Source organism: Changpingibacter yushuensis (assembly GCF_014041995.1).
Taxonomy (GTDB): Bacteria; Actinomycetota; Actinomycetes; order Actinomycetales; family Actinomycetaceae; genus Changpingibacter; species Changpingibacter yushuensis.
In genome coordinates this window covers 2,539,702-2,556,740 of sequence record NZ_CP059492.1, presented here as the reverse complement: position 1 = coordinate 2,556,740, position 17,039 = coordinate 2,539,702, and the positions used below count along the sequence as shown (strand labels likewise).

Sequence of the window (17,039 nt, the reverse complement as noted above, 5' to 3'; positions counted from 1 at the left end):
GCCCCCAAGCGATCTAGGTAACCAGCCGGCCATACCGTTTAGCCGATCTCCTTATCCGCTGCGGTGCGTATGATCTTCTCGCCCATATCGGCGTACTGGGTGGCCGTGAGTCCCGGCCAACCGTGTACTACAGAGACCCATTCGCCAGGGACTTTCGATGCACCCCATGCTGCACCCAGAAGTGCGCCAGCAATGGAGGCCACTGTGTCTGTGTCTCCACCAATTCGAACTGCGTTGGTGATGCCCACCCGGATGGCATCCTCTGAGTGATCTCGCACGGACCACACGGCCTGCCAAGCGCAGGCGAGGGCGTGCACGGTGAAACCGTTTTGATGGGAGTTGGCCTTGCCTGCTTCGGCGTCGTCCAAAACAGTGGTCCAATAATCCACAGAATCTTCATTGATCAGATCCAAGCCGGCCCGGATGTTGATTTCACCGGTGAGCACGGCGTGACGAATCGCTTCGGACCATAGTACGCACGACTCATCCACAAACTTGTCCACGTGAGTCAGGCGCGCAACATCTACTGCCGCCTTTGCCGTGCGCCCGCGTGAGCCGAGGAAAGCCAGTCCAACAGGGGCTGTGCGCATGAGTGCGCCGTTTCCGCCGGATCGGCCCGAAGTGTGCGCGTATTGTGCTGCTGCGGCATTGAGCCTATCCGAGATGTCGCCTCTTCCGGCTTCGACAGCGGCGTTGAGTACGGCGCGCGTCTGGATGCCGACGTCGAGTGCGCCGTCACGAATCCATTCGAAGAAGCCGGCGCCTATCTTGTCCATTGCTCCGGGGCGATCTAGGGCTAGACCTGAAGCGGCTACGCGGGCGACGCATGTTGACATCTCCGTATCGTCTGACCACTGGCCTGGATCATAGGGGCCAAGGCCTCCGCCGATCATCTCAGGAGTTTGTGTAGGCGAATCGAACTCGTAGGGCACACCTAGGGCGTCGCCGCAGGCGGCGGCAAGGAGGGCGCCACGGGCGCGGTCCACAATCTCAGGTGTCAACTCAATGTGGTTTTGTGGCGTGGTGTTGGTGGGCTGAGGGATGTCCATGGCTGCTCCTCCTGTGTGACTGTAGCCATTCTATGTGAGGGAACCCATAACCTGATGCCTTATGTCAGGGTTACCGACCCTGACGGTGACTCACACTGAGACGGGTGCTGACTCAACAATTCGAATTACTGCGGCGCGCATTCCTTCGGTGATCCGTTCGACATTCGCTTCGGTCCAACGAACCTTTGGGATTGAGCAGGAGATCGCGTCAGTAACCGGCTGGGAGTAGGGCAGTGGGAACGCAATGCATCGAACTCCTAGGGTGTTTTCTTGGTCTTCGGTGGAGTACCCGCGCTCAAGGGTGGTGGCGACGTCGGCGTCGAAATCAACGCGGTTGGTGATAGAAAACTCGGTTAACCGTTCAAAGGTCTCTGGGATCAGTTCGGGCCGATGCGCCAGAATCACCTTGCCTAGTGCAGTGGCGGTGGCGGGCATACGGCGCCCAACTCGGGAGTAGGCGCGCAGTTCGCGGTGGGATTCTTGCGTGAACAGGTACACCACCTTGTCGCCGTCGATCCTGCCCATATGGAACGTCTCTCCGAACGTGGTGGACAGATCAACCAAGATGGGCCGCACGATTCGCACGTACGGATCTGAGTCGATGTACGACGTTCCGGCTATGAGTACCCGGATACCCAAAGAGTAGCCATCGGTGCCGTCGGATTGAACCCAACCTTGTTGCACGAGGGTCCGCAAGAGTGCGTAGACGGAGGAACGTGGCGCGCCAAGGGCAGTACAGACTTCGGCTAGGTGCGGGGGGTTGGCCTGCCGTGACGCTAGGTACTCAAGGAGTTCAATGGTGCGGCTCGCGGACTTGACAGTCCGCACGCCGTTTGGAGTTGACGTGGCAGTCATGTGTGGTCTCCCGAGTTGTCAATGGATGCCATCAAGGCTACCTGTATCTGCCTATATACAAGCAACTTGCGAAAAGACGCCAGTTTTGCCTGTTTAGCAGTGCATTCAGAGCGGCTGAGGACAAAAGTCCTCAAAAAGCCTCACAAATCTAGTATTTACTACATAGAGTATTCATATGTAGATAAACATCTACCAACTAGAGCAGTTCATTTCCATTTGTGAAGTTCTGATCCGAATTGGAGAACAACAATGACGTTCAAACCTCAAGGCATCATCCCTGCGCTTGTTACACCTCTAGACCAAGATGGTGAGCTTCTTGAGCAAGGACTCCGCGATGTGCTCGACTACACCATCAACAATGGGGTCCATGGCGTGTTCGTGCTTGGGTCCTCCGGTGAGATTTACGGCCTTACGGATGCCCAGAAGCGCCGCGTGGTTGAGTTGACTGTCGAGCATGTCAACGGCCGCGTGCCGGTCTATGCAGGTGCCTCTGAGATCACTACTCGTGACTGCATCAAGACGGCAAAGATGGTAGCCGAGGTGGGGGGCGTCTCTGCGCTGTCCGTTCTGACCCCCTACTTCATGACCCCAACTCAGTCTGAGCTGGCTGACCACTACAGGGCGATTGCCTCAGAGACGGACCTGCCCATCCTGCTCTACTCGAATCCTGGCCGTACTCAGGTTCCACTTGCGCTCTCCACTGTGGTTGAGCTTGCTGAGGTTCCTAACATTGTTGGCGTTAAGGATTCGGCTGGAAACATGACACTTACCGCTGACTATTTGCGCGAGGTTCCAGAAGATTTCGCAGTGATCATGGGCCGTGACACGCTCATTTTCCCAGCGCTCGCCATGGGTGCCACAGGTGCAATCGCTTCGACCGCCAATATCGCCCCGCGCCTTCTATCCGATCTGTATAACTCCTTTGTCGCAGGTGACCACACCCGTTCCCTCGAACTTCAGAAGAAGATCTCGCCGTTGCGAAACCTGCTGGATAAGGCAACTTTCCCCGTGGTTCTCAAAGAAGGGCTGCGCTATGCGGGAGTGGAAGCAGGGTATTGCTTTGCCCCAGCGAAGGAGCTTGCGTCTCAGTTCCGTGAGCCGCTCCGGAAGGCTGTTGAAGCAGTCACCCAATTCTGATCATCCTCACATCCGGCCAGTCGTCGCTCTAGTAGTGGCGTCGAGGTTTCCCACACAATACTCAAAGAAGAGAATCCAGGAGAATACCCATGCCTCTCGTAGTTGTGGCACTCGCTGTAGCGCTACTCATTTTCCTTATGACCAAGCTGAAGCTCAACGGCTTCATTTCGCTTCTACTCGTTGCAACCTTGGTCGGCATCTGGGCTGCAGTAACCGGCCAGCTTACTGTTGGCGACGAACCTGCCACCATTGCTGATATCGCAGACATCCTCGAGGATGGCATCGGCGGCCAGATGTCCTCAACCCTAGTTGTTGTTGGACTAGGCGCGATGATCGGCCGCGTTATGGGCGACGCCGGCGCCGCCCGGCGGATCGCTTTGCGGATCGTGGATGTCTTCGGTGAGAACGGTGTGCAATGGGCGATGGTCATCACATCCATGCTCATCGGCGTGACCATGTTCTACGAAGTTGCTTTCGTCATTATCGTGCCGGTCGCGTTTACGCTCGCGAGGGCCACAAAGTCCAACTTGCTATGGGTTGGCCTGCCGATGTCCATCACGCTTTCCACGATGCACTCCTTCTTGCCGCCACACCCTGGCCCAACGGCTGTTGCAGGTATGTACGAGGCCTCTGTTGGCATGACGTTGGCATACGGACTCATCATGGCAATTCCCGTGGGCACGTTTGTTGCTATGGTGTGGCCCCGCCTAGCCTTCGTCAAGAAGATGAACCCGGAGATCCCTGCGGGCCTCATCTCCGAAGACGAAATCCCAGACGATAAGCTTCCGTCAATGGGGGTGTCCCTGACCGTCGCGCTCTTCCCCGTGGTGTTTATCGCGGGTGCGGCGATCTTCGACATGGTGAATGATTCCGATTCTGCTTTGGGCGACACCATAAACTTCCTCGGTTCACCAGCAATTGCGCTGCTCATGGCTCTGCTGCTTGCCATGTACGTGTTCGGTCCACACATGGGCCGCCCGATGAGCGCTGTTGCAAAGTCGGCCGCTGAAGCAGGCAAGGCCATGGCTATGATCCTCCTTGTCATCGCTGCGGGTGGAGCATTCAAATCGGTGCTCACCGCCGCAGGCATTGGCGATTACATCGCCGAACTCACTGGTACATGGGCAATCTCGCCACTTATCCTCGCCTGGCTCATCGCCGCGATCCTGCGCATCGCTCTAGGCTCGGCAACGGTGGCCGTGGCGACCGCCGCCGGTATTGCAGCTCCACTGGTCGCGTCGGCAGGAGTCTCTCCTGAGCTCATGGTGCTTGCAACCACTACTGGTTCCATCGCCTTCTCTCATGTGAACGATCCGGGCTTCTGGATGTTCAAGGAGTACTTCAACCTTTCGGTGACGGAGGCAATCAAGACCCGCACCACCTACACAACGCTTCTTTCGATCCTCGGCCTCATAGCCGTCATGCTTATGAGCCTCGTCATCAAGTGACAAAACGATGTGCCACCCCGCTGATGCGGCACGCAGCCAAGCTTTTGTGAACGTCATTTCCAACCCAAGTAGGAGAACAACATGAAGATCGGTTTCATCGGACTCGGAATCATGGGACGCCCCATGGCCAAGAATTTGGTCAAGGCTGGCCATGAACTGTACGTCAACGATTTCAACAAGGATGCGGTCTCGGAGCTCGTCTCCCTCGGTGCAACCGCAGTTGCGAATGCAAAGGAAGCTGCAGCTGCTGCTGAACTTGTCATCACCATGCTCCCCAACTCCCCGCACGTGAAGACGGTTGCGCTGGGTGAAGGCGGCATCATCGAAGGAGTTCACGAGGGCCTGATCTACGTGGACATGTCTTCGATCGCTCCGTTGGTTTCCCGTGAAGTGCACGATGCGCTCGCCGAAAAGGGCCTTCCCATGCTGGATGCACCGGTTTCTGGCGGAGAGCCGAAGGCAATCGATGGCACCATGTCCGTCATGGTCGGTGGCGATAAGGACGTTTTCGACAAGGTCGCCCCTATCCTGAACGTCATGGCTGGCGACGTCACGTACGTGGGCAGCATCGGCGCTGGCAACATCGCCAAGCTTGCCAACCAGTCCATCGTGGCAATCAACATTGCCGCCTGCGCTGAGGCCTTCACCTTGGCACAGAAGGCTGGCGTTGACCCGGAGGCAGTCTACAAGGCGATTCGCGGCGGCCTTGCCGGATCGACAGTTATGGATGCCAAGGTTCCCATGATGCTCGCTCGCAACTTCAAGCCGGGCTTCCGCATCAACCTTCACATCAAGGATCTGGGTAACGTCCTAGATACCGGTCATGGCGTGGATGCCCCACTTCCGCTGACCTCACTCGTTCGCGAAATGATGAGCGTTTTGAACGGTGATGGATGCGCCGCTGATGATCACTCCTCGCTCGTGAAGGTTTACGAGAAGCTCGCCAACATTGAGCTTCAGCCAGGCGAACCGAGCACCGAAGCCTGAGTTCGGCTCCGCCCGGCGCGTCCGAGTGGAACCTCCTCCATGAGTTGGGCGCAATGGCCCGTGATACCGACCATTGCGCCCAACCATTGAGGCCCGACGTCGTCGTCGAAACGAATCTCCGTTTTCGAGCTATTCATCGCACAAGCTACCCAAACATCCCAGCAAGCTACACAAACGTCCCAAATAGAAAGGACGAAGATGTCCACCCCAACTGTCGCAAGGATTGATGTCTACCCAGTCGCTGGACGCGACTGCATGGAGCTGAACCTCTCTGGAGCCCACGGCCCCTACTTCACTCGCAACATCGTTGTCATGGAGGATTCAGAAGGAAACATCGGCATCGGCGAAGTTCCCGGCGGCGAGAAGATTACCCAAACTCTGGAAGACGCCAAGGAACTGGTAATTGGACGCCACATCGGCGAATACAAGAACATCTTGGCCGAAGTGGGCGAGAAGTTCTCTGATCGTGATTCCGGTGGCCGCGGCCTCCAGACCTTCGATCTGCGCACAACCGTTCACGCTGTGACTTGCTTGGAAGCAGCGCTCTTGGATCTGCTCGGCAAGCATCTTGGTGTGCCCGTTGCGGCTCTGCTCGGTGACGGGCAGCAACGAACCGAAGTTCGTGTGCTCGGCTACCTGTTCTACGTGGGCGATCCCGACAAGACGGACCTGGAGTACCTGCGCGAACAGGATTCGGATACCGAGTGGTACCGCATCCGTCACGAAGAAGCTCTCACACCCGAAGCCATCGTTCGTATGGCCGAGGCAACCCATGACCTCTACGGCTTCAAGGACTTCAAGCTCAAGGGTGGCGTGCTCGAGGGCAAGGAAGAGATGAAGGCCATCGTGGCGCTTAAGGAGCGATTCCCTGACGCCCGCATCACACTCGATCCCAACGGGGCATGGTCCCTCAAGGAAGCTATTGAGCTGTGCAAGGATAAGCAAGGTATCCTCACCTACGCTGAAGATCCCTGTGGCGCAGAAGAAGGCTTCTCCGGGCGCGAGATCCTCGCTGAGTTCCGCCGAGCCACCAATCTCCCAACCGCAACCAACATGGTTGATACCGATTGGCGTCAGATGACTCATTCGATCGCTCTGCAGTCCGTGAGCATCCCGCTGGCTGACCCTCACTTCTGGACTATGCAGGGGTCCGTGCGCGTGGCCCAGCTCTGCCATGACATGGGCATGACATGGGGCTGCCACTCCAACAATCACTTCGATATCTCGCTGGCAATGATTGCACATTGTGGCGCAGCGGCACCTGGCGAGTACAACGCGTTGGATACTCACTGGATCTGGCAGGAAGGTGCAGAGCGCCTGACCAAGGAACCATTGAAGATCGTGGACGGCAAGGTCACCATTCCCAACAAGCCTGGCTTGGGTATTGAGCCTGATATGGACCAGATTCTCGCGGCGAATGCGCTGTACAAGGAGAAGGTTGAAGGATCGGGTGCCCGTGACGATTCAATCGGCATGCAGTTCCTCATCCCAGGGTGGAAGTTCGACAACAAGAAGCCAGCGTTGGTTCGCTGAGATCTCTTGCCTTCCTGCTCGCTGTGGCGACGCGATGCCTTGTGAGCAGGAAACCGGTGGTGCCCTAGTTGGGATGGGCGCCGCCGGCGAATCCAACGGAAAGCACTCTTCTTCCGTGTGAGACGCCGTTGGTTCACTACGTATCGGGGAGAAACCAAGCTGTTCTCCTGGGGTCTCCCCGGTACGATCGCCCTAGGCCGAACACGTCCGCATCGCGATGGATAAGATTTCCACTCAACGCGGATGCGTCCGCACCACGCGGGATGTGAAGCACCCGCACCCGATCTTGGAGAGTTTCGATATGAAGTTTGTCTGCGCACCGGATAGTTTCAAGGAATCGATCAGCGCCTCGGATGCTGCGGCTGCATTGGCGCAAGGCATCCATCGCATTCTCCCGGATGCCGAATGCGTAGAAATTCCCATGGCTGATGGCGGCGAAGGATTCACTGAAGCACTCGCTGATGCTCTAGGTGCACGCCGCGTGAGTGTTGATCTGCTCAATGCCCTGGGCGAGCAAGCTACCGGAACCATCGCTGTGACGCCCGATCGCGCGGTTATGGAGGTTGCTGAGGCCGTTGGAATCGCAATGGTAGCACCCGAACGCCGGCGCATTCGGGCCATGCAATCCTTCGGGGTGGGTCAGCTCATTTTGGCCGCGTTGGATGAAGGAGTCACGGAGATCCTGATTGGCTTGGGTGGTTCGGGTACGAACGACGCCGGGGCGGGCATGCTTCGCGCTCTTGGTTTCGTATTCTTGGACCACGATGGCGCTGAGCTGGACGGCAGTCCCGAGTCATTGACTCGGCTGGCACGCATTGACACTTCCGGCGCGGACCCGCGGCTTTCAGGTGTGACGTTCCGGGTTGCTTGCGATGTGGATAATCCGCTCTTGGGTGAGCGTGGTGCTTCAGCCATCTTTGGCCCGCAGAAGGGCGCCTCTCCAGAAGACGTCAGATTCCTAGATCAGGCGCTGAGGAATTTTGCCGACGTGGCTGGGCATCTCGATGGTCCCGCGCTGGCGGAGGGAGCTGGGGCTGCCGGTGGGCTGGGATACGCCATGGTTGCTTTCCTAGGTGCCGAGCTGGCTTCCGGAATTGATCTTGTGGTGGAGACGGTTGGTCTCAAGGACGCCATTCGTGGCGCTGACTTCGTTTTCACCGGCGAGGGCGCAATGGATCGCCAGACTCTTATGGGAAAGACGCTTTCGGGTGTGGCGCGCGTTGCCGTTCCGGCAGGCGTTCCGATTGTGGCGTTTGCCGGCAAGCTTGGTGACGGTGTCGAAGAGCTGTATGACCACGGATTTGTGGCCCTCATGCCGATCGTAGATGGAGTGACAGACTTGGCCGGGGCATTGGCCCATGGTCGGGAAAACCTTGCCAACGCTTCTGAACGTGCAACGCGTTTGCTAATGGCAGGGCGTCGATAGCCCATAGGTATCCCAGCGACGGGAAAGAACCATACCTGCCCCGCGCCTGCTGCTCGCACCCGTGTGGTCAGCGGCGCAGCGCCGCCATGGACCGTGAAAGGTGAACGCGAATCGCTGCGCGGGCAGCTTCGGCATCGCCTCGCGCTACCGCATCGCGAATCACGTGATGCTCGTGAAGAATGAGTGCGCTGTGCTCGGGGTCCAATACGTCGACGTCGTCGTCTAAACTGGCGCGATGGCGCAAAACAGCCGATGGTCCCATCGCCCGCATTGTTGCGATGAGGAGTGGGTTGGCACTTGCCGTAGCAACGGCCATATGCACGGCCCAATCGGGTCCAATGATGCTTCCGCCTACCTCTGTAGCATGCCGTAGGTCGCTCAAGGCAGCATCCATCGAGCGGATATCTTGATCGGTGTGGCGCACGGCGGCAAGCGCCGCTGCCTCGGTTTCAACCGCCATTCGCAGCTCCATCACGTCTCGCGGTGATTGGGAGAGTGACAAGTCCACTACCGATTGAGAACTGGCATGCTCGGTTGGGGCCTGGGGAAGGGCGATGAAGGAGCCCTTCCCGTGAAAGGTTTCGATCAGTCCTTCGGCGCGCAATTGTGAGATAGCCTCGCGGACCACAGTTCGTGATACGTCGAAGCTCCGGCATAGTTCCGATTCTGATGGTAGGCGGTCTCCAGTGGAGAGCCTCCCAGCTGCAATCTCTGACTTTAGACTGGCAGCGAGCGCGTGTGTCAGCCCGCGGGGATCATTGCGGTGCAACGACTGCTGATCGCTCAAAGCAGGCCCGCTTGTGGTCATGGTGATTCCCGTCTGGTCCTTGTGGAGGTGGTGGCTCCACCCCCACAAGGATAACGCCCTAGGTCAGGCGTGGACGCTGAAGGTGTCGATGGTCCATGCTCGCATCTGATCGGAGAGCGTAATGCCTAGGCCTGGCCTTTCTGAGACGAGCATGCGTCCGTTGGCGATCTCCATGTGTTCGTTGAATAGCGGGTCGAGCCAATCGAAGTGTTCCACCCACGGCTCGAGCGAGTACGTTGCCGCGAGGTGGGAGTGAATCTCCATGGAGAAGTGGGGTGCTAGCTGAAGGCCCGCGTCCTCCGCCAATGTCAGAAGCTTGCGAAACTCGGTGATTCCTCCGATTCGCGGGGCATCTGGCTGAATGAAGTCGCACGAATGACGCTCGATCAGCTTGCGGTGTTCCGCAACCGATGTCAGCATTTCTCCAGTGGCTATTGGAGTGGCGATTTCCCGAGTGAGTTCAGCATGACCTTCGTAGTCATAGGCATCTAGGGGTTCTTCAATCCACACGAGGTTGAACTCCTCCATTGCTTTGCACATCCGCATGGCTGTGGGACGATCCCATTGCTGGTTCGCATCCACCATGAGCGGGAAATCGTCTCCCAAGTGTTCCCGCATGGCCGTCAGGCGTGTGAAGTCTACGTTTCGGTCGGGGTGTCCGACTTTGATCTTGATGCCGCCGATTCCCGCTTCTACCGACGCCGTCGCGTTCTCGAGGATTTGTGGAAGTGGTGCGTTCAGGAATCCTCCGGACGTGTTGTAACAACGGACTGAATCGCGGTGGGCACCGATGAGTTTGGAGAGTGGTAGGTCTGCTCGTTTCGACTTGAGGTCCCACAATGCCACATCAATGGCGGCGATGGCCTGTACTGCGACCCCAGAGCGGCCCACCGATGCGCCTGCCCAAAGCAGCTTGATGCGGAGGCGGTCAATATCGTTTGGATCTTCGCCGATCAAATTGTCGGCAATCTCCTTGGCGTGCGCGAATTGTGCTGGCCCGCCGGCACGCTTGGAGTAGCCGAACCCGACTCCAGAGAATCCATCAGCCGTCTCGATTTCGCAGAAAAGGAAGTGGACTTCAGTCATTGGCTTCTGGCGCCCGGTAAACACCTTGGCGTCTGAAATCTCGTGCTTGAGTGGCAAGACGACGTGTGACAACTTGACGTTGGTTATTGAGTCAGACATGACGTGCTCCTATGCAGTGCGAGGTGGGGACTACCTTGTTCCCACACTCATACTATGTCTATATAACTTATAAGACAAGTGGTCTCGATTCCTCAATTCACTTAGGAACAAGTCTGTTGAAAGTGTCTGTGTTGCTTGCGGTGGGGAAGAACCAAACGTGCCCCGTGCCTGCTGCTCGCAGCCGTGTGGTCAGTGGCGCAGCGCCGCTCGCGCCGCGCCCACTTGCCTCTTTATGCGGCAGAGTTCCTTTTTATGCGGCGGAATTCCTGCAGTAACTCGTGGCCGTCGCGGCCTTGGATGAGTGGAATTGAGGCTGGGCGCATCGGCAGGATCGGGTTGATTGCCTCAATGGTTGCACCCATGCCACTGGAAAGCACTTGCTCAACCGGGTTGAGCTCGCGCAGGGCGATCGCCTCTACTCGTGTGGGGTGTTCGCGCGCAAGTTCGTCATAGATCACCGGATCATGTTGGCCGTCGTCGCCGATGAGTACCCACTTGATGTGCGGGAACATGATGAGGAGATTGCGGATCTGTGTACGTTTGTGTTCCTGCCCTGATCGGAACAGCCCTGTTGGCGTTGGCCCCCAGTCGGTCATGAGCAGGGGACCTGTAGGTAGATCATTCGATTGAATGAAAGCTTGCATGGCGGGCAGTGTGTTCCACGCACCGGTGGATACGTAGAAGACTGGTGCTTCGGGGTAATCGGCAAGCACTTCGGCGTAGAACTCCGCCATACCTGGCACCGGTTGGCGTGCGTCAGTCTTCAGTATGAAGGCGTTCCAGGCTGCCAGCATGGCGCGCGGCAGCCACGCTACGAGGATCGTATCGTCAATATCCGATATGACACCTAGTTTCGCGTCAGGATCGACGACGACGACGGGGGCAACTACAGGTTTGCCCGCACGAGGAATGATCTCAGCTTCGTGCCAGCCGGGTTCCAAACCGTGTTTGGTGAACATGACATTGATGTATCCGCTGGCATCGGTGCGCGTTTCGATCTCTTGATTGGCGATCCGAACGGTAACGGGCAGATTCCCCACTTGAGTAGTGAAGAACTGGCGCCATCCGCGTTGCGCTTCTCCTGCGGTGTGCGCGGCGAGTTCCACGATATCGTCAACCGCGTCAATCGTTGGCGAATGAAGATCGAGGAACTGCGAGACCGGCCGTGACGGGATAGCGCCGTGGGCGCTGCCTGGCAGCAACTTGAAGGTGAAGGGCTCGTCTGCATCTGGTGCGGCCATGACTGCTCTGGCGAGCACGTGCAACTTGTTTACGGAACCATATCCTGTGAAGGGCAGGATTTGAGGAAGCCATCCGCGCGACCGCATTCGAACGATGCCCCGCTTGTTCAGGGCGATCTCTGCTGCGCGCGCGATGTCTGCAAGTGCCACGCACCAAGCTTAGCGTCTCAGATTGCGAATCGGCTGAGGACGGGCATGAGTTGGGGGAGCGGCGCACATTGCCGCTCCCCCAACTCACTCAAGCGTCATGCCAGCTTAGTTCTGCTTTTCCTCTGAGCGATCTTCGCTCCACAGAGTGTGGTAAACGCCTGCTGAGTCATCTACGCGATGGTAGGTGTGCGCGCCAAAATAGTCGCGCTGGCCTTGGATGAGGTTGGCAGGAAGCTGTTCTGCACGCACGCCGTCGTAGTAAGAGAGCGTGGAGGAGAACGCCGGTACCGGGATCCCGTTGAGCGCAGAGAAGGATACGATCCAACGCCACGATTTGACGGTCTTGGCGATTTCGCCAGCGAAGTAGGAATCCGAAAGCAGGAGTGGTAGCTCCTGATTACGTTCATAGGCTTCCGTGATGCGGTTAAGGAACACTGCGCGGATGATGCAGCCACCGCGCCAGATGCGGGCCATAGCGCCCATATCTACATTCCATCCGTACTGGTCGGATGCAGAACGAATGAGATCGAATCCCTGCGAATAAGCCACCATCTTCGAGGCATAAAGCGCTTGCCTGATTGCTTCGATGAATGCTTCGCGCTGTTCGTCGATAGGCGTATCAACGGTCAGCGCTGGGAGGGTGGTTCGGGCAGCCTCGCGTTGTGGGATAGAACCGGAAAGTGATCGAGCGAATGTTGCTTCCGCAATGCCGGTAACCGGAATGCCCATCTCAGCCGCGTTCTGAACGGTCCACGCGCCCGTGCCCTTCTGAGCTGCCTGATCGAGGATGATGTCCACGAAAGGCTTGCCCGTCTGTGGGTCGGAGTGCTGGAGCACATCAGCGGTGATCTCAATGAGATAGGAATCGAGTTCTGTCTTGTTCCACTCTTCAAAGACCTTGCCGATTTCAGGTGCGCTCATCCCCAGAGCTTTGCGCATGAGGTCGTAGGCTTCAGCGATGAGCTGCATATCCGCATACTCGATGCCGTTGTGCACCATCTTCACGAAGTGCCCAGCTCCATCCGGCCCAACGTGCGTGCAGCATGGCACTCCATCAACATGTGCGGAGATCGATTCGAACATGGGCCCGAGCCGCTTGTACGATTCAACGGTTCCGCCAGGCATAATTGATGGGCCCTTGAGAGCACCCTCTTCTCCGCCGGAGACTCCGGAGCCAACGAAGTGAAGCCCGCGCGCGCGAATATCGGCTTCGCGGCGGCGGGTGTCATGATAATTGGAGTTCCCGCAGTCCACGATGATATCGCCGGGTTCCATGAGGGCGGCAAGTTCCTCAATAACGGCATCGGTGGGAGCGCCAGCCTTGACCATGATGATGGCAACCCGAGGCTTGGATAGCGAGGCGACGAAATCCGCCATGGTTTCAGAGGGATAGAACTCGCCATCGTCTCCGTGTTCGGCTATGACCTTTTCAGTCTTGGCGGCCGAACGGTTATGGATTGCGACCTTGTAACCCTTGCTCGCGAAGTTGCGGGCAAGGTTCGATCCCATGACCGCCATTCCGGTGACGCCGAGATCTGCGACGCCCTCAGCGGGTGCGGGGATTGACATGCTCTCTCCTTATTTCGAGGCCCCTCGCCTGACCGATGAGACTTCGGCGAGATCTGGCATGTTCACCAACAGATCGAGGATCTGACGTGCACCGCCAGATCCGGCAGGGCAACTCCGATAAATCTACTGTGCTGGGTGCGCGTGCGGAAGACGAAAATGCCCTGTGGGGCGATCCGCACGCGCTCAGCGAAAGCTCGTGTGATAGAGGCGACGTGCTGACTGTGGCTCGCCGCCAGCCACCACCAAGCCGTCAGCCTTTTAATGCTGCTGAGACCACAGCCTTAGCAGCCTCTTGGACTTCCTCAAGATGCTCGGCACCCTTGAAGGATTCGGCATAGATCTTGTAGACGTCCTCGGTGCCAGAAGGCCGGGCTGCGAACCAAGCGTTTTCTGTGGTGACCTTGAGACCCCCAATGGCGGCATTGTTTCCGGGGGCCGCTACGAGCTTCGCGGTAATGGGTTCGCCCGCAAGCTCTGAAGCCGTTACGTCTTCGGGTGCCAACTGGCCGAGCTTGGCTTTCTGCTCCTTGGAAGCCGCGGCATCGATCCGTGCGTAAGCAGAAGCCCCAAACCTCTCAACCTGTTCTTCGTGAAGTTGAGACGGGCTCTTTCCTGTTACCGCCAGAATCTCTGATGCAAGGAGATCCATGATGAGGCCGTCCTTGTCAGTAGTCCACACGGTTCCGTCTTTGCGCAGGAATGATCCTCCAGCAGATTCTTCGCCGCCAAATCCAATCGTGCCTGTCAACAATCCGGGCACAAACCACTTGAATCCCACAGGGACTTCCACGAGGTTCTTGCCCATATCTGCCACAACTCGATCGATGAGCGAGGACGAAACAAGGGTCTTTCCAACACCGGCTCCGTGACCCCATCCTGGCCGGTGAGTGAAGAGGTACTCGATTGCCACAGCAAGATAGTGATTGGGGTTCATAAGTCCGCCGTCTGGCGTCACGATGCCGTGGCGATCCGAATCTGCGTCGTTACCGGTGGCGATATCAAACGGAACGTTGCCTTCGGCGTCGGGAATCATGCGCGCCCGCAAAGAGGCCATAGCGTAGGGCGACGAGCAATCCATGCGAATCTTGCCATCCCAGTCAAGCGTCATGAACGGCCAGCGTGGGTCAGCCACAGGATTCACCACGGTGAGGTCGATCTGGTACTTGTCTGCAATCGCACCCCAGTATTCGAGCGAAGCGCCACCCATGGGGTCGGCGCCGATTCGGATGCCTGCGGAGCGGATCGCTTCAAAATCGATCATCGTATCCAGTGAATCCACATACAGCTTCCGGAAGTCGAAGCCTGTAGTCGAAGCAACGGCCTGATCGTAGGGCACGCGCTTGATGTTCTTCCAACCCTCGCGCAGTAGTTCATTGGCGCGAGCGGCGATCACGCTGGTGGCGTCTGATCCCGCTGGTCCACCGGTGGGCGGGTTGTACTTGAAACCGCCATCGCGTGGCGGGTTGTGCGAAGGTGTAATAACAATGCCGTCTGCAAGCCCAGCGCCGCTCTGACGGAGCCCGCCTTCGCTGCCAACCCCATTGGCGACGAGGATCGCGAGCGAAACTGCCGGTGTTGGTGTGTAGGATCCGCGCGAATCGATGCGGACGTCCACACCCTGCGCAACGAGCACCTCAATGGCGGTTCTTTCAGCAGGCACAGATAGGCCGTGGGTGTCGCGCCCGATGAAGAGCGGGCCGTCGAAACCCTGCGATGCGCGATACTCAACGATCGCTTGGGTGGTCGCGGCGATATGAGCCTCGTTGAAGGCTCCGTCAAAACTTGAGCCGCGGTGGCCTGAGGTCCCGAAGACAACGGCCTGCAGCGGATTGGCAGGATCTGGTTCGATTTCGTAGTACGCCGCGATGAGCGCATCGACATCGATGAGGTCCTCTGGTAGTGCGGGAAGTCCAGCGCGTTCGTTCATGATCCGATTCTCGCACGTTCGCACGGAGCGTTCCCGTCCAAACGGCCCTTGTGGACGAATCGTCGTCGACGACGACGGCGCTCACCTGCGTCTAGTATGCCAAGAATACTCAACTCTATAAGAGGTATATCTGGCGGGTTACGGATCGCCGGGCCTCCGCAGAATCGGCTAGAAGGCTGGAGTCACCGCGGGTAGATGCACTGGGCGGCTCATAAGCAGATCAGTCTGGGGTTCGGTGGCAATGGGGAAGTCGTGGGAGCCAAACTGAGTGAAACCGAAGTGGCGGTAGAACCCTAACGCGTCAGTGTTGTGTTCCCACACCCCGAGCCAAATCGTGGTTGTCCCGTGTTCTTTGGCGGTCGCAAGTGCCTTCTCCATGAAGAGACGGCCTATTCCATACTTCTTGAAATCCTTGAGTACATAGATGCGTTGCACTTCTAGCGCATCGGGCCCTATTTCTTCAGTCTGCGCGCTTCCCACGTTGAGCTTCAGGTATCCGGCTACCGTACTTCCGGCCAGAGCAAAGTACGTAAACGAGTTTGGGTCCGCGAGTTCACTAGCGAGTACTTCGGTTGAGTACGCGCTGGTGAGGTACTCGTTAAGGTCTGCTTGGCTCGCGGTGGCGCCGAATGTTTGCGTGAAGGTTTGGATGCAGAGGTCGCGCAGACAGTCAAGGTCATTGAGCGTGCATGGGATGAGGGAGGTGTTCATTGTGCTTTCGTTGGGTGAATGTGAATGTGAATGTGAATGTGAATGTGAATGGGGAGAGGAGCGGGCTTTAGGCCAAGAAGGTTCCGGCGAGATGCCCAGCAACGAGGGCGAGGATGCCGGATGCAAATGTTCCCATGAACACAGCGATGGCCATGCGAGTTCGGTTGTTGCGCAGAAGCTGGACTACATCCACCATCGCAGTGGAAAAGGTAGTAAATCCTCCAAAGAATCCCACGGTGATCATCCGTGCCACGTCTTGACTCACTGTTCCAGTGACGATCAGCCAGTTGGTTATCAAGCCGAGCAGGAAACAACCCACGACGTTTACCGTGAAGATGCCAGCTGGCCAATTGGGCCGGGAGGCTCGGGTGACGGCCGCATCAAGGCAGGCACGGCACACGGCGCCGATACCGCCAGCCACTCCGATGAATAGCCACACAAGCAACGGCATCATGCGGGATCCTCTTGCGAGTGGGTGGCGGGGCGCCGCTTGGCGCGGCGCAGTTCGCTGCGTGTGCCTACCTTCAAGCCAGCAACCATTCCCACACCTGCGAGTGCTAGTCCCAACACGAGCGTGAAAGCAGCGTACGCGCCAGCTGAAACCAACCGGGTGCTGGCTTGACTGACTGATTCATTAACCAAGGTGCTATAGGTGGTGTAGGCCCCCATGAATCCGGTGCCAAACACTAGGTACCAGCTCCGAGCCCGTTCCGCCTTGACCGGAGGGAGGGTGGCTATGAATCCCACGATGAATCCCAGCATGAGGGCTCCCGAGAGGTTGACTACCAACGTTCCCCAGCCAATGTGGGAAGTGAGTGGGCCGAGCGCCTCAGTGAGAAGTCCGCGCGCAATTGATCCCGCGATTCCGCCCACAAAGATGAGGGCGATACCGCGTGGATCACGATAGATGGGAGGAGAAGCCACGAAGTCATCTTACGTGCGGTGCGAAAAACGGGGAGGGTGCGACGCCGTCGCGGAATCCTCAGCTGAGGCTGCGAATGGAGCGTGGAGAG

At 57.9% G+C, this 17,039-nt stretch carries 15 protein-coding genes; 5 read left to right on the top strand and 10 right to left on the bottom strand.

What is annotated here, in order from left to right; all coding sequences use genetic code 11:
• Positions 1 to 38: 38 nt before the first annotated feature.
• Positions 39 to 1,049: an ADP-ribosylglycohydrolase family protein gene (locus tag H2O17_RS11005; protein WP_220456770.1), complete on the bottom strand. Its 1,011-nt coding sequence runs from the start codon at positions 1,047 to 1,049 to the stop codon at positions 39 to 41.
• Positions 1,050 to 1,139: 90 nt separating this feature from the next.
• Entirely contained in the window at positions 1,140 to 1,904 is a 765-nt protein-coding gene (locus H2O17_RS11000) for an IclR family transcriptional regulator (protein ID WP_182049709.1), read from the bottom strand.
• 249 nt (positions 1,905 to 2,153) lie between these two features.
• Between H2O17_RS11000 and dapA the strand changes: the two genes are divergently transcribed.
• From dapA to H2O17_RS10975, 5 genes are all read left to right on the top strand, one after another.
• A complete protein-coding gene (dapA, locus tag H2O17_RS10995) occupies positions 2,154 to 3,041 on the top strand; it encodes a 4-hydroxy-tetrahydrodipicolinate synthase (protein ID WP_182049708.1) in 888 nt (295 codons plus the stop codon).
• An 89-nt stretch (positions 3,042 to 3,130) separates the two neighbouring features.
• Positions 3,131 to 4,489 carry a gluconate:H+ symporter gene (locus H2O17_RS10990; protein ID WP_182049707.1) on the top strand — a complete coding sequence of 453 codons (1,359 nt, stop codon included), beginning with the start codon at positions 3,131 to 3,133 and terminating at the stop codon, positions 4,487 to 4,489.
• 81 nt (positions 4,490 to 4,570) lie between these two features.
• Positions 4,571 to 5,476 carry a 2-hydroxy-3-oxopropionate reductase gene (garR, locus tag H2O17_RS10985; protein ID WP_182049706.1) on the top strand — a complete coding sequence of 302 codons (906 nt, stop codon included), beginning with the start codon at positions 4,571 to 4,573 and terminating at the stop codon, positions 5,474 to 5,476.
• A 198-nt stretch (positions 5,477 to 5,674) separates the two neighbouring features.
• Positions 5,675 to 7,009, top strand: coding sequence for an enolase C-terminal domain-like protein (locus H2O17_RS10980; RefSeq protein ID WP_182049705.1), 1,335 nt, complete (start codon positions 5,675 to 5,677; stop codon positions 7,007 to 7,009).
• 217 nt (positions 7,010 to 7,226) lie between these two features.
• Positions 7,227 to 8,435, top strand: a complete 1,209-nt coding sequence (locus H2O17_RS10975) for a glycerate kinase (protein ID WP_246311250.1) — start codon at positions 7,227 to 7,229, stop codon at positions 8,433 to 8,435.
• A gap of 67 nt (positions 8,436 to 8,502) precedes the next feature.
• Here the strand turns inward: H2O17_RS10975 and H2O17_RS10970 are convergent, their stop codons facing one another.
• The 8 genes from H2O17_RS10970 to H2O17_RS10935 all read right to left on the bottom strand — a co-directional run bounded on the left by H2O17_RS10970 (position 8,503) and on the right by H2O17_RS10935 (position 16,950).
• Complete coding sequence (locus H2O17_RS10970; RefSeq protein ID WP_182049704.1) at positions 8,503 to 9,243, bottom strand: FadR/GntR family transcriptional regulator; 741 nt, start codon at positions 9,241 to 9,243, stop codon at positions 8,503 to 8,505.
• Between the two features lie 63 nt (positions 9,244 to 9,306).
• Positions 9,307 to 10,428, bottom strand: a complete 1,122-nt coding sequence (locus H2O17_RS10965) for an L-talarate/galactarate dehydratase (protein WP_182049703.1) — start codon at positions 10,426 to 10,428, stop codon at positions 9,307 to 9,309.
• A 230-nt stretch (positions 10,429 to 10,658) separates the two neighbouring features.
• Positions 10,659 to 11,819 (bottom strand): App1 family protein phosphatidate phosphatase, encoded by a 1,161-nt coding sequence (locus H2O17_RS10960; protein ID WP_182049702.1) that lies wholly within the window; start codon positions 11,817 to 11,819, stop codon positions 10,659 to 10,661.
• Positions 11,820 to 11,924: 105 nt separating this feature from the next.
• On the bottom strand, positions 11,925 to 13,388 hold the full coding sequence (gene gndA / locus H2O17_RS10955) for an NADP-dependent phosphogluconate dehydrogenase (RefSeq protein ID WP_182049701.1): 1,464 nt from the start codon (positions 13,386 to 13,388) through the stop codon (positions 11,925 to 11,927).
• A 250-nt stretch (positions 13,389 to 13,638) separates the two neighbouring features.
• Complete coding sequence (pgm, locus tag H2O17_RS10950; RefSeq protein ID WP_182049700.1) at positions 13,639 to 15,315, bottom strand: phosphoglucomutase (alpha-D-glucose-1,6-bisphosphate-dependent); 1,677 nt, start codon at positions 15,313 to 15,315, stop codon at positions 13,639 to 13,641.
• Positions 15,316 to 15,483: 168 nt separating this feature from the next.
• Positions 15,484 to 16,026, bottom strand: a complete 543-nt coding sequence (locus H2O17_RS10945) for a GNAT family N-acetyltransferase (RefSeq protein WP_182049699.1) — start codon at positions 16,024 to 16,026, stop codon at positions 15,484 to 15,486.
• Positions 16,027 to 16,093: 67 nt separating this feature from the next.
• Positions 16,094 to 16,480, bottom strand: a complete 387-nt coding sequence (locus H2O17_RS10940; protein ID WP_182049698.1) for a fluoride efflux transporter FluC — start codon at positions 16,478 to 16,480, stop codon at positions 16,094 to 16,096.
• Complete coding sequence (locus H2O17_RS10935) at positions 16,477 to 16,950, bottom strand: fluoride efflux transporter FluC (protein WP_182049697.1); 474 nt, start codon at positions 16,948 to 16,950, stop codon at positions 16,477 to 16,479. Before H2O17_RS10935 ends, H2O17_RS10940 begins: the two co-directional genes overlap by 4 nt.
• Positions 16,951 to 17,039: the final 89 nt, after the last annotated feature.

Coding starts and splice junctions, on each gene's coding strand:
- gndA (WP_182049701.1), bottom strand. CDS start 13,388: ATGTCAATCCCCGCACCCGCTGAGGGCGTCGCAGATCTCGGCGTCACC.
- garR (WP_182049706.1), top strand. CDS start 4,571: ATGAAGATCGGTTTCATCGGACTCGGAATCATGGGACGCCCCATGGCC.
- H2O17_RS10975 (WP_246311250.1), top strand. CDS start 7,227: ATGGATAAGATTTCCACTCAACGCGGATGCGTCCGCACCACGCGGGAT.
- H2O17_RS10965 (WP_182049703.1), bottom strand. CDS start 10,428: ATGTCTGACTCAATAACCAACGTCAAGTTGTCACACGTCGTCTTGCCA.
- dapA (WP_182049708.1), top strand. CDS start 2,154: ATGACGTTCAAACCTCAAGGCATCATCCCTGCGCTTGTTACACCTCTA.
- pgm (WP_182049700.1), bottom strand. CDS start 15,315: ATGAACGAACGCGCTGGACTTCCCGCACTACCAGAGGACCTCATCGAT.
- H2O17_RS10945 (WP_182049699.1), bottom strand. CDS start 16,026: ATGAACACCTCCCTCATCCCATGCACGCTCAATGACCTTGACTGTCTG.
- H2O17_RS10990 (WP_182049707.1), top strand. CDS start 3,131: ATGCCTCTCGTAGTTGTGGCACTCGCTGTAGCGCTACTCATTTTCCTT.
- H2O17_RS11000 (WP_182049709.1), bottom strand. CDS start 1,904: ATGACTGCCACGTCAACTCCAAACGGCGTGCGGACTGTCAAGTCCGCG.
- H2O17_RS10970 (WP_182049704.1), bottom strand. CDS start 9,243: ATGACCACAAGCGGGCCTGCTTTGAGCGATCAGCAGTCGTTGCACCGC.
- H2O17_RS10980 (WP_182049705.1), top strand. CDS start 5,675: ATGTCCACCCCAACTGTCGCAAGGATTGATGTCTACCCAGTCGCTGGA.
- H2O17_RS11005 (WP_220456770.1), bottom strand. CDS start 1,049: ATGGACATCCCTCAGCCCACCAACACCACGCCACAAAACCACATTGAG.
- H2O17_RS10940 (WP_182049698.1), bottom strand. CDS start 16,480: ATGATGCCGTTGCTTGTGTGGCTATTCATCGGAGTGGCTGGCGGTATC.